Annotated in this window: 9 protein-coding genes; 8 read left to right on the top strand and 1 reads right to left on the bottom strand. The window is 69.1% G+C overall.

Annotation, left to right across the window (positions count from 1 at the left end):
* The first annotated feature begins 1 nt into the window (after position 1).
* The 8 genes from G6553_RS07255 (at position 2) to G6553_RS07220 (ending at position 9207) form a co-directional block, all read left to right on the top strand.
* Positions 2 to 3118 (top strand): peptidoglycan DD-metalloendopeptidase family protein, encoded by a 3117-nt coding sequence (locus G6553_RS07255; protein ID WP_166190552.1) that lies wholly within the window; start codon positions 2 to 4, stop codon positions 3116 to 3118.
* Between the two features lie 76 nt (positions 3119 to 3194).
* On the top strand, positions 3195 to 3803 hold the full coding sequence (locus G6553_RS07250; protein ID WP_166190551.1) for a hypothetical protein: 609 nt from the start codon (positions 3195 to 3197) through the stop codon (positions 3801 to 3803).
* A gap of 2 nt (positions 3804 to 3805) precedes the next feature.
* Positions 3806 to 5296 (top strand): TraM recognition domain-containing protein, encoded by a 1491-nt coding sequence (locus G6553_RS07245; protein WP_166190549.1) that lies wholly within the window; start codon positions 3806 to 3808, stop codon positions 5294 to 5296.
* Entirely contained in the window at positions 5293 to 5991 is a 699-nt protein-coding gene (locus tag G6553_RS07240) for a hypothetical protein (RefSeq protein ID WP_347565566.1), read from the top strand. The genes G6553_RS07245 and G6553_RS07240 overlap by 4 nt, the downstream gene beginning before the upstream one ends.
* 17 nt (positions 5992 to 6008) lie before the next feature.
* Positions 6009 to 6356 (top strand): hypothetical protein, encoded by a 348-nt coding sequence (locus G6553_RS07235; RefSeq protein ID WP_166190547.1) that lies wholly within the window; start codon positions 6009 to 6011, stop codon positions 6354 to 6356.
* Positions 6357 to 6503: 147 nt separating this feature from the next.
* The gene (locus G6553_RS07230) at positions 6504 to 7328 is read left to right on the top strand and encodes a M48 family metalloprotease (RefSeq protein ID WP_166190545.1); all 825 of its coding nucleotides are present in this window, start codon (positions 6504 to 6506) and stop codon (positions 7326 to 7328) included.
* Positions 7329 to 7404: 76 nt separating this feature from the next.
* Complete coding sequence (locus tag G6553_RS07225) at positions 7405 to 8184, top strand: YfbU family protein (RefSeq protein WP_166190543.1); 780 nt, start codon at positions 7405 to 7407, stop codon at positions 8182 to 8184.
* Positions 8185 to 8304: 120 nt separating this feature from the next.
* A complete protein-coding gene (locus tag G6553_RS07220) occupies positions 8305 to 9207 on the top strand; it encodes an Abi family protein (RefSeq protein WP_347565565.1) in 903 nt (300 codons plus the stop codon).
* Positions 9208 to 9269: 62 nt separating this feature from the next.
* On the opposite strand, the gene G6553_RS07215 is transcribed toward G6553_RS07220, so the two are convergent.
* Complete coding sequence (locus tag G6553_RS07215; protein ID WP_166190539.1) at positions 9270 to 12500, bottom strand: type I restriction endonuclease; 3231 nt, start codon at positions 12498 to 12500, stop codon at positions 9270 to 9272.
* Positions 12501 to 12502: the final 2 nt, after the last annotated feature.

Below are 12502 nucleotides of genomic sequence, written 5' to 3'. Positions count from 1 at the left end.
CGTGAAGAAGCTGCTGCTCGCCGGACTGCCGGTCCTGATCATCTTCATGGGCCTGCCGCTGCTGGTCTCCCTGATGATGGTCATGAGCACGACCGCGGCCGCGGAGTGCCGCACCCAGACCAACCAGACCGCCCCCACCGAGCTCGGCGACCTCGGCGTCATCGATGGGCCCGTCGGCGGCCCAGTCAAGGGCAAGGTCACCCTGGCGCAGGCCAACATCCCGCGCCGGTCCGGCCTGGACGGCTTCCGCGCGTCCATGCCCAAGGTCCTCTCGACCAACCCCGACTTCGTCACCCTCAACGAGGCGAGCGGGCGGAGCCTGGCACAGATCGAGGCCGCCGCCCCCGGCTACGGCGCGTTTCGGGTCTCCGACCACACCGGCGACAACAACTCCATGGGCAACGTCGTGCTCTGGAAGCGCGACACCTGGTCCAAGGCCAACGGCGGCCGGGTCACCCTCGTCGTCTCTGACAACGCCTACTACCAGGGCCGGGCGGTCACCTGGGACCGGTTCGCCACGTGGGTGATCCTCGAGCGCGCCGACGGCGCCGTGGTCTCGGTCATCTCCACCCACCACATGACCAACCCGCACAAGTACCCCCGGCAGCACGGGAACCCGCCGCTGACCCGGCCCCAGCAGTACGGCGCCGGCATGGACATCCTGCTGCAGCTGCGCAACTCGCTCGCCGCCCACGGCCCTGTGCTCATCGGCGGCGACATGAACACCCACGCCTCCTACACCGACCTGCCGTGGGCGGCGGCCGCGAAGATGAAGGCCGCCGGCTACGGCTGGCACAATCACGCGGTCGACTTCGTCTTCTTCCCCCAGCACCAGGGCGTGCGCCTCGAGCGGGGATGGTCCGGAATGATGGTCTCCGACCACCACTGGATCTCCGCCCGCCTCTCCATGAACGGCGTCGGCCCCGAGAGCGCGCGCACAACCGCGGCCACCAGCGATGGCGTGGTGAACGCCGCCCACACCACGAGGACGGCGGCTGAGCCGCCATCCGGGGACGTGCTCGCCCAGCTGATGCGGCTGCGGTTCGCCTCCAGCTACCCGACGATGACCGCCGAGCAAGCCCGCAACGCGATCACCATCGCCCGGGTCGCCCGCGACCTCCAGGTGCCTCGCCGCGGGCTGCAGATAGCGATCGCCACCGCGATCCAGGAGTCCAAGCTGGTCAACCTCACCGGCGGCGACCGCGACTCCGGCGGCCTGTTTCAGCAGCGCCCCTCGACCGGCTGGGGCAGCCGCGCCGAGGTCACCAACCCGGTCCTCGCGGCGCGGGCCTTCTTCGGTGAAGCCCAGCACACCGGCAACCCCGGACTGCTCGACATCCCGGGCTGGCAGAAGATGCCGCTGACCCAGGCGGCCCAGGCCGTGCAGCGCTCCGGCTACCCCGATGCCTACGCCCAGTGGGAGGACGTCGCCGGCGACATCACCGATCTGCTCGGCGGCGACCTTCCCGACCTTCCCGACGGCTCGGCCACGAACGTGGCCAACTGCCAGGGCGAGACCGTCAACCCGGTCACCGTCGGCACCCTCAACCTGCTCGGCGCCGGCCACACCGACAAGGCGGGGGAGCGGCCCGGCTACGACACCTGGGACAAGCGACTGCCCGGGGCCGTGCGCACGATCGAGAAGGCAGGCGTCACGATCGCCGGCCTCCAGGAGGTGCACGGCCCGCAGGCCAAGGCGCTGGAGAACGAATACGCGGCCAAGTGGGGGATCTACCCGGCCAGCGGGAAGGCGCAGAACCGGGTTATCTGGGACCGCAACGAGTGGAAGCAGACCGACGGCCGCCTCGTCGACATTCCCTACTTCGGCGGCAAGGACGTCGGCATGCCCCTGGTGCAGCTGACGTCGACGACCACCGGCCAGGTCATCTGGGTGTGGAGCATCCACAACCCGGCCGATACCCACGGGAACGCCGCCGGGCACCGCAAGGAGGCGCTGCGCCGCCAGCTGGCCACCATGACCGAGCTCGCCGGCACCGGGATCCCGGCGGTGATCCTGGGCGACTTCAACGACGGCAAGGACGGCAACAACTCCTCTCACTGCGCGCTCACCCCCGAGCTCACCAACGCCTTCGGTGGATCGGCAGAGCCCTGCAAGAAGCCCAAGCAGGACGCGCCGATCGACCACATCTACGGCGCCGACCTCACCTGGGCCAGCGCCGAGGTCGACAACAGCACGCAGGCCAGCAAGCTCGCCGACCACCCGCTTGTGGTCGCCACCACCGCCGGCAGCAGCGCGGGCTGCGCGGTGGCGCAGGCGACCAGCTACAACCTCGGCCCGGTCAAGCCGCAGCTGACGCAGCTGGTCAACATCCTCGGCCCGATGTTCGACATCAAGACCGTCGGCGGCTACCGCGAGAGCGCCACCGACCCCAACGGCCACCCGGCCGGGCTCGCGGCCGACTTCATGGTGCCGCTCACGCCCGCCGGCAAGGCCCAGGGGGACGCGCTCGTGGCGTACGCGCAGGCCCACGCGCGCGCGCTCGGGATCGACTACATCATCTGGTACCAGCGCATCTGGTCGGTCGCGCGGGCCGACGAGGGCTGGCGGCGGATGGAGGACCGGGGCTCGGCCACCGCGAACCACATGGACCACCCGCACATCAACGTGCTGCCCGACGCCAAGGTCACCCCGATCGGTCTCGAGGGCGCGTCCTGCGACGAGGTGGTCTACCCGGTTCCCGCGCAGTACATCGGCACCGACAACCACAACTGGCACGAGACCGGGCCCTACTGGTCCAACTGGCACACCGGAACCGACTTTCCCGCGCCCTGCGGCACGACCGTCTACGCCGCCCACGCCGGCACCATCGAGATCGACACCAGCCAGGGCTGGACCGGCCCGCAGCTGGTCAAGGTCACCAACGGCGCCGGCTCGCTGACCACCTGGTACGCGCACATGCAGAGCGTCAGCGTCAGCCGCGGCCAGACCGTCGCCGCCGGCGAGCCGATCGGCCAGGTCGGCAAGGAAGGCAACGTCTCCGGGTGCCACCTCCACTTCGAGGTCCACCTCACGAACGGCTCGATCTACGGACCCGACAACGTCGACCCCTCGACCTGGCTGGCTGAGAACGCCTCGAACCCGACCCGCTCCGTCTGATCGCTGCCGGACGCTCCCGGCACATAGGTGACCAGCCAGAACTTCGACCACCCACGATTCCTGGAGGTGGAATCCAATGCAGCGAGAGCGACGACGCGACCCGTACCCCTGGACCTGGGAGATCCCTGTAGCCGTCGCCCTGGCGACGCTGTTCGTCATCGTCATCGGCATCCAGCTCGGCCGATCGGTCGCGAACCTGCTCGCCGGAGCCGGGTGGACCTGGCCGGACGCCAACGCCGGCGCGTTCCCCTCACCGATCGGGACCGCCTTCTGGACCAGCCTCCCCGGCGTGCTCAGCGGCCACGCCGACGCCGGACTACCCACACCCACCCCCGACGACCTTGCTGGCCGCGGTCTGATGTGGGCCAGCCTCGCGCTCACCAAGGCCGCCCTGCTGACCGCCACGATCTGGGTCGGCGTGTGGGCCTACCAGCGCTGGGGCCCGGGACGCATGCGCGGCATGGCCACCGCCGGAGAGGCCGAGAAACTGCTGGGCGTCACCCGGCTGCGCGAGGTCGCCGGCATTGTCCGGCCCGACCTCTACGGCAAGCACACCACCGCCACGACGGCACCCGTCCAGCGCGCCGCCGGCGACCTCACCGAACGAGCCGGGCCGCAGCTCGGCCACGGGCTCAGCCCGTGGCTCCAGTACGGCTGCCGCACGCATCGATCGGCGGGGGAGTAGCGATGAAGCTGAGGTTCAACCCGCTGGGCGTGGGCTGGCGCATCGGCGACGCACACGAGCCGCGCGGCGGCGAGCTGTGGGTCCCGTGGGACCGCACCGCCGGCGTGATCGGACCGCAGGGCTCCGGCAAGACCCTCGACCTGCTCACCCCGGCTCTGCTCGGCGCCCCGGGCGCTGCCCTGGTGACCCTGACGAAGGTCGAGGACCTGCTACTCAGCCTCACCGAACGCTCCCGCGACGACCGGCCGTGCGTGGTCCTCGACCCGTTCGGCCTGGCCGAGGGCATCTGGGGGCATGGGGTCGACGAGCTGATCTGGGACCCGATCGCCGGCTGCGTGGACCCCAAGGTCGCCGAGCGGCGAGCCAAGGCCTTCACCGCCGGCACCGTCAAGGGTGCGATCACCGGCGGCACCGGGGACGATGCCGCCCGGTTCTACGCCGCGGAGTCGGCGAAGGTGCTGCAGGGCTACTTCCACGCCGCGGCCCTGACCGGGAAGACCCTCGAGGACGTCCTGCAGTGGGTCGCGAACCCGACGGCCGCTACCCAGCCGATGGAGATCCTGCGCCGGCACCCGCACGCCGAGCCGTTCTGGCACGGCCTGCTGCACGGGGCGCTCAACGGTGACGACCGCACCGCCGGCAACACCGTCACCACCGTGCAGCAGGCGGTGTCGCTGTTCTTCCAGGCCGACATCCGCCGCCGCTGCGTCCCCAGTCCCGGGCACCCGGCCACCGACCTGGCCGACGTGATCCGCCGCCGCGGGACCATCTACCTGCTGGGCCGCGAAGACCCCTACGCCTCGGCCAGCCCGCTCATGACTGCGGTGGCCGAACACGTCCTAGACACCGGGTCGCTGCTGGCCAACAACTCCCCGTGGGGTGGCCGGCTGTGTCCGCCCCTGGTCTCGGTGCTCGACGAGCTGCCGTCGACCGCGCCGCTGCCGACCCTGCGGACCCGTATGGCCAACGAGCGTGCCCTGGGGCTGTCGTTCATCTGGGCCGCCCAGACCCGGCCCCAGCTGACGAGCATCTTCGGCGAGCACGAGGCCCGGGCGCTGCTCGGCCTCACCAACACCCTGGTGATGTTCGGCGGATCCAAGGACGTCGCGTTCAACCAGGAGATCTCCGACCTGCTCGGAACCGTCCGCATCGGCCGGGTCACCCACTCCACCGGCGGGTTCAACGGTGGCAGCCGCAACTTCTCCGGCGACGACATCCCGATCATGCGGCCCGAGGAGGTCCGCCAGCTACCCGAGCGGCGAGCCCTGGTGATCGCTGAGAACGGCAAGCCGATCATCGCGGCGCTCCACCGCTGCGTGGAGGGCACGGCCGGCGAGAACCTGCTGGCCGACCAGCGCGCCCTGCGGGCGCGGTTGACCAACGACCGCCGCATGATCATCACCCCCGAAGCCCGGGCGACCGCTGCCCTCGTCGAGGCCCGCCGCCTCGGCTTCGTCGACGACGAGACCGACTCGACAAGGAGTGAGCTGTGACCACCGAACAGGCCCGCCGGGCAGCACCCACCCCGATGGTCTACGCGTTCCCCGTTCCGGGAAAGCACGTCCGGCTGGCTTACCGCGAGCTCCACATCGCCATCAACGGCACCGAGGAGCAGAAGAAGGCCCTGGGTAACCATGCCCTGCTGCCACGGCCGTGGGAGCCGGCCACGTGCCTGGACCCCGAGCTGCGCCACCAGCTGTGGGAGTGGCTCGAGGACGTCGTGATCTGGCTCAACCGCGAGTACACCTGGGACGTCTTCGGACTGATTCCCAGCTGCTGGCCCCTACACCCGCACCTGGTCCACGAAATCGCGGTCCTGGCCGACCAGCGCCGCCGCGCCGGACTCGCGATGACCAGCGACGCCCTCGAGGAGTGGCACCGCTACTGCCTGCCGGCATTCACTGACCGCATGCGCAACCGGCTGCGCTCCCACTGCGACGACGAACACAAAAGCTGGCCGGCCAGGCCGCGGCACAACGAGCACCTCGGCGAGGCCAGTACCCAGCGCCGTGAGAACGCCTTCGCCCACGACGTCGACGCGCTGCCCGTCAACCGGCGGGCCTACGACCAGCCCGAGCCGACTGGTCGACCACGCCTAGTCGAGGTCGACCTGGACACCGGCGAGATCAAGGAAGACCCGCTCGGTGCGCAGCCGCGCACCCGAACTGAGAAGGGACCGCGCGAATGACAGAGGCGACGATGCAGATGAAGGAGCGATCGCAGGCCATTGGTCGCGCACAGCGCGCTCTCAAGGCCCTCGGCGAGCACCCGCGCTCGAGCAAGAAGGAGCTCGGGCACGCGCGCGAGCACCTCAACGCCTGCTACTCCCACGGCTCCGGCAGGTACGCGTGGAGCGCCGTGGCGCAGGTCGAGGCGATGGCCGAGCGCCGCTACGGCGTCCCCAGCGCCGAGGAGCACCGCCAGTTGGTCGACGCGGCCGGCGACATCGAGCAGCCTGCGACAGCCGCCCGGGGCCGCGAGGCGGAGGACCGTGCCATCGCGCCGGCGACGTCGGCGCCCGATGTGGGACTCGCTCCCACCGCGTCGAGATGACGCCGAAGGCCCCGCTCGATGCGCGAATCGGGCTCAGAACGCCGCTGAGCGACCGGAAACCGGGTCTGATGGGCACCGCGGCGCGGCCGCGTTGTGTCAGAGCGATTCTGAGCGATCCCGTCACCGCGGCCGTCAAGGCATAACGCCGTGTCCGACCCGGCGGCCAACGTGCTCCTCATCGTCGTGGCGATCGCCTACCTGGGCGGCGCAGCCGTGGTGGTCGCGGCGCTGGCCAAGGTCCTGGCCACCTGGTGGCAGGGCTGGCGTGCCCGCCTTGTCGCCGAGCCGGTCGACCAGGCACTGCAACAGCGGGCCGCCGCGGCGATGGCGGCCGTCGCTGAGCGCGCGAAGGTGGCAGCGCCCGCCACGGACGTCGTCGCGATCCTCGGTGCGCCCACCGGCGGCGACGACCGAGGCGTGGGTGTCGGCGGGCTGGCCGTGACCCGCTTCCGCGCAGGACACCCGGCCACCGTGGTGTTCGCGCAGGTCGCACTCACCGGGCTCAGCTGCGCCGCGGTGGAGAGCCTGGCTGCGCACGAGCTCGCCCACGTCCTCCGACGTGATCGGACATCGGCCGCGGCGCGCTACGCGTGGGTGCTCGGCTACCTGGTGCTCGTGCTCGCCGGCGCCGGCCTCACCGTCACCGCGGTCGTGGCCGCGCCGCAGCTGGCCGGTCCGGCGATGGTGGCCACGATGACTGCCGCCGTGGCGTTCCTCGGCCTGCGCGTCGCCTTCGATCGCCGGGAGGAGATCGCGGCCGATCTGTTCGCCATCAGCCTGACGCGCGACCTGGACGCCGCAGCCGAACTGATGCGGTTCTACGAGGACAGCGTCGTTCGACGACTGCCCGATGGTGTGCTCGACCGAGCGTGGGCGCGCCTTGAGCGGCGCTGGTTCGCCAGCCACCCCGAGCCGCAGGCGAGGCTCGCCGCCATGCACCGCCACTTGGCCAGCGAGGCAACCGGCAGTTGACGCCGAAAACTCGATCCTCGCACGCATTGTATGACGGTGCTACGCTCAGCGTCATACAGTCTTACGGGAGGTCGAGATGGCTGTTCTGAACATTCGCGTGGACGACCGGGTCCGCGACCAGCTCAAGGAGATGGCGGACGACGAGGGAGTGACCCTCAGCGAGTTCGTCCGGGACCTGCTCATGGAGGCCGTCGTGCCCGTCTACGACGAGGAGCAGGTGCGGCGGCGCAGCGAGGAGCCCGCCCCGGAGAGCATGAGGCTTGTCGACCGTCAGGTCCTCTCTCTGCTGCACAGGATCCTCGCGCGGGTCCTGCCCGAGGACGCGAACGACGTCGACGGCGACCGCGAGTACCAGCTGATGCGTGCACAGATCCTGGAGGACGGCTTCACCGGGGAGTACTCCTACGAGGTGGCCGGGTTCCGGACCGAGCTGTCGCGACGCGACTGCAAGCGGGTGATCGACATCCTGCAGATGTTCCGGATGCTGACCTACAGCATCGATCACCTGGCGAAGGAGGGCACGCCGGTCGACGAGGAGCTGGCCCGCGCCCTGGAGTTCCGGGGCTTCGACTTCAATGATTCACTCGAGGGGCACATGGCCGACTACGTCGAGTTCCAAATGCGCGAGCCCGAGCGGTGGACCGAGCTGCGCGACCAGGTCGCGCGTGCCGATGGGGGCAACTCGCACTGGCCGATGCTCGACACCTACCTGAGGATGCTGGCGGAGTACCGACGGATCATGGACGGCCGCGAGCGCCGCGGGGGGCTGGACCGGCACGACTACCTGCTCTCGGCCGAGGAGCTGCAGCAGATCCGCGACGCACGGGTGCACCCGTCGCGACGCTCGGAGGACTGATCAAGATGACCTGCGAGCAGCCGAGTGGTGGTAGCCTTGCGCCATCACGACCGGTTCCGCCTACTTCGGTAGGCCCAGGGCCGGTCTTCACTTTTCCGGACGGCCGCCATGCACGGTGACGTGAAGGCGTTCCGCACCTACGAGGAGCAGGTCGACCTGCTCGCCGGCAGAGGCATGGTCATCGGAGACCGCGTCAAGGCGGTCGCGACGCTGCGACGAGTCAACTACTACCGGCTCAGCGGCTACTGGTACCCCTTCAGGCAGCAGGCCAGCGGGACCCGGGTCGACGACTTCTACCCGGGAACCAAGCTCGATGACGTTGTCGCGCTCTACGAGTTCGACGCACGGCTGAGGGCAGCCACATTCTCGGTACTCGCCCCAATCGAGCTGGCGCTGCGGGCCCTGCTCGGCCACGAGCTCGGCAGCGTCGATCCGTGCGCTCACCTCGAACAAGACCACCTCGGTCCCACAGCCCGCAGCGGCAACCAATACGACCAGTGGCTCGCCGGCTACCACGACGAGCTCGCCAGGTCGCGCGAGGACTTCGTCGCCCATCACCACAAAAAGTACGGCGGACGCCTCCCGGTCTGGGCAGCCGTCGAGGTCCTCGATTGGGGCGGGTTGTCCTACCTCTACGGCTTCGCTCCCCGGCAGGTCCAGGACGCTGTCGCCGACGCGTGTGGTCTGCGCGCACCGCAGCTCGCGAGCTGGCTGAAGGCGCTCAACCTGGTGCGCAACACCTGCGCCCACCATGGGCGGCTGTTCAATCGGGTTCACACGATCACGCCGAGGCTGCCCAAGGTCGGCGTGCACGCCGACCTCGATGCGGTGTCGACCGACTGGTCTCGCACGTTCGGGCAGCTGACGCTGGTCCAGTTCCTGCTCGACCGTCTACAGCTTGGGCGGACCGCCCTGCTTCCGGCTGTCTTCAAGAGCTACCCGACGACCGTGCAGGCCGTGCCGATCGCCCACACCGGTGCTCATGCCGACTGGCAGGGCTCGAGCACTCTCTGGTCGAACTGACCCGCTCGGCCCATCACGTGAGCCACAAGGCCCCGCAGCATCCGCCGAAGATCTCCACGTCGTCATTGCAGCCGCCCGCGCTTGTCCGAGGCATCGGCGTCGTCGGAATCCGCCTCGTCAGACGTCCGCATGCGGCGGGACTGGTAGAGGTAGCTGCCGATGAGCCGAATCAGCTCGTCGGCGCGCTCGTTCTCCCCGGTCAGCGCGCCGGTGAGCTTGCCGAACGCGCCCTCGTTCAGTACAGCGGCGTCGGTGAGTGTCTCCCGAAGATCCGGCGAGGCCAGGAACTGATCGACTGCGTTGTGGTCGATCTGGTCGGCGATGCGGGGGTCCTCCTCGGCCATGCCGGCCGCGGCAACCACGAAGCCCTCGATCTGCGGGTCGGCGAACTCAGCCCCGAAAAGGGCGTTGATACGGGCGACCACGTCGGATAGCAGCGCCTGCTGCGGATCCTGGCGCGACACCCCCGACCCGACCCCGGAAATGCCTCCCAGCGCCGGCGTGTCGTGGTCCCCGGACAAAGCGATATCGGATTTCCCCTGGTCGATCTGCCGCACGCGGCGCAGTTCGAGGCCGGACACATCGACGTCCCCGGACCCGTCACCATCAACTACCAGCAGCCTCGTGAGCTGCCGCAGGAACTCGGCCAGCTTCTCCAGGTCGCTGGTGCCGTAGTCGACGACCTGAGACATGAAGTCGTACAGGCGCACGTAGGAGCCACAGTCCTTGCGGAACGTCCGCAGCTCGTCGAGCGCTTGGGTGTCCTGGCGCTCAAGCGCATCTGCCCAGCGGGTGGCGAACTCGTCGCGTGCCGGCGTCACTGCTGCCGCGAGCGCGGCGTGGGACTGCTTCGGCACCCACCATGCCGCCGCGTAGCGCTCGACGTCGGCGGGCACGTAGATTCGCGCCTGAGCCAGCTTCGTGGCCAGCCGGTGGACCAGGTTCGGGTCCGTTGCGGTCTCGACATGCGCCTCGAGATAGTAGGTCAGGAATGCCTCGCGGATCTCCTCGGGATCGTTGACAAAGTCCAGCACGAACGTGCGGTCCTTCACCTCTCCCGAGGGTGCGCGGTAGGTGCGGTTCAGCCGCGACAGCGTCTGCACCGCGTGCACGTCGGGGAGCCGCTTGTCGACATACATGGCGCACAGCAGCGGCTGGTCGAAGCCGGTCTGGAACTTGTCGGCAACCAGCATCAGCCGGTACTCCGGCCGGCGGAACTCCCGAGCAAGGTCCGAACCGAGCCCGGGGTTCATCGATGCCTCGGTGGCGTCGACCAGGCCGTACTCCTCGTCGCTGATCTTGTCCGAGAACGCCACGATCGTCTGGTAGCCGTAGCGCTTCTGGGCCAAGTACCTGTCGGTCTCCAGCTTGTACCGCACGGCTGCCTGCCTGGAGTCGGTCACGACCATCGCCTTGGCGTGACCGTCCAGCAGGTGCGCGACGTTGGCCCGGAAGTGCTCGACGATGATCTCCACTTTCTGCCCCACGTTGGTCGGGTGCAGGTTGGCAAACCGCATGATTTTGCGCGTTGCGACCTTCGGGTCCACAAGCCGGTCGTCCTCGTCGCTCGTGATCCCGGTGACGACGCCGTCCTGGCCGCGTTGCTCGATCTCGAAGGCAGTCTTGTAGGTCTGGTAGCCGCGTAGCACGTCAAGGATGAAGCCCTCCTCGATCGCCTGCCGCATCGGGTAAACGTCGAAGGAGACGGGCTTGCCCTCGTCGTTCTCGCGACCAAACAGCATCTTCGTCTTCGTCTTGGGCGTGGCGGTGAACGCGAGCAGTGAGACGTTCCGCGCGCCAGCCCGGGCCGCGGTCTCGGCCGCGATCTGCTCCTCGCGCGTGAGGTCGGCCTCGACCAGCTCGTTGACGACGTCCTGGGAGTCGAGCTCCTCGTCGGTCGTGAGCTGGCCACCCTCGGTGAGCACCTTCTTCAGGTCTGCGGCGGTCTTGCCGGACTGAGAAGTGTGCGCCTCGTCAATGATTACCGCGAAGCTCCTGTCGCCCAGCGTCGTCTCCAGCAGGCCCTTCACGTACGGGAACGTCTGGATGGTCACGACGATGATCAGTGTCGACCCGGTCAGTGCGTCGAGCAGCGCCCTGGACTTCGAGCCGCCCGAACGGCGCACGGCCGCGGAGTCGATGACCGCGACGGTGCCGACGGTGTCATCGACCTGCTCGACCGCCTGCTGCAGCTGAGCATCCAACACGCGTCGGTCGGAGACGATGAGGATCTTGTCGAAGACCTTGGTGTTGGCCTCATCGTGCAGCCGGGCTAGCCGGTGCGCCGTCCACGCAATCGTGTTCGTCTTGCCCGACCCCGCTGAGTGCTCGATCAGGTAGCGCCGGCCGGGGCCTTCCACTGTGATCGTGTCGACGAGTTTCTTGACCGCGCGCCACTGGTGGTAGCGCGGGAACATCAGCGTCGTGGACCGCTTGATCCGCCCCGTCGCGGGGTCCTCCTCGGCCTCCGTCTTGAGGAACATCTGCGAGCCGAGGATGGCCAGCCAGTTGTCGCGCCGTAGAACCTGCTCCCAGAGGTACGACGTCGCAGCGCCATTCGGGTTGGCGGGATTGCCGGCAGCGCCGGTGTCCTCCTGCCCGCGGTTGAAGGGCAGGAAGTGCGTCCCTTCTCCCGCCAGCTTCGTCGTCATGTGGATCTGGTCGTCGTCGACGGCGAAGTGCACCAGCGCGCGCGTGCCAAAGCCCAGCAGCGGCTGGCCGGCCGGGTTGCGGTCGTTGCGGTACTGACTGACCGCCGTGCGCCACTCCTGCTTGAAGAACGACTTCAGCTCGATCGTCGCGACAGGCAGGCCGTTGACGAACAGGACCAGGTCGATCGAGCGCGAATCGCCGCGCTTCGGCGAGAAGTGCACCTGCCTGACCACCCGCAGGCGCACCTTGTCGTAGGCGGCGGTGACGTCGCGGTTGAGTGTGGTGGCCGGCTTGAACTGGCACATGCGCAAGTGCGCGGTAGCTCCGCGAGTGTGAGAGAACTTCCGACGGAGCACGTTCAGCGTGCCGCCACCCGAGCTCATCGGCGTGTCCAGGCGAGACACCAGCGAGTCCAGCAACGCCTCGCGGTCAGCAGCCTCCGCACTGGTGCCGACCCGGACGACCTTGGTGTACTCGTCAGGCTGCGTCTCAGAGAGCCACCAGTGCACGTCCTCTGGCCAGAGCGCACGCTCGACGTCGTAGCCGGTGTCGGTCTCGCTGTACTCCCAGCCGTGAGCGGCGAGGTACTCGGCGATCTCGGTCTCGAACGCCTCCTCGCGCGTACCGTCCGGTGCTGCCATCT

It is taken from the genome of Nocardioides sp. IC4_145, from assembly GCF_011250565.1.
Classification (GTDB): Bacteria; Actinomycetota; Actinomycetes; order Propionibacteriales; family Nocardioidaceae; genus Nocardioides.
Note: the sequence above shows the minus strand (reverse complement) of the source record. Positions and strands in the feature narration are given on the sequence as shown.

Excerpts from the sequence above, each read along its gene's own strand:
- G6553_RS07250 (WP_166190551.1), top strand. The coding sequence starts at position 3,195 with ATGCAGCGAGAGCGACGACGCGACCCGTACCCCTGGACCTGGGAGATC.
- G6553_RS07245 (WP_166190549.1), top strand. The coding sequence starts at position 3,806 with ATGAAGCTGAGGTTCAACCCGCTGGGCGTGGGCTGGCGCATCGGCGAC.
- G6553_RS07235 (WP_166190547.1), top strand. The coding sequence starts at position 6,009 with ATGAAGGAGCGATCGCAGGCCATTGGTCGCGCACAGCGCGCTCTCAAG.
- G6553_RS07225 (WP_166190543.1), top strand. The coding sequence starts at position 7,405 with ATGGCTGTTCTGAACATTCGCGTGGACGACCGGGTCCGCGACCAGCTC.
- G6553_RS07215 (WP_166190539.1), bottom strand. The coding sequence starts at position 12,500 with ATGGCAGCACCGGACGGTACGCGCGAGGAGGCGTTCGAGACCGAGATC.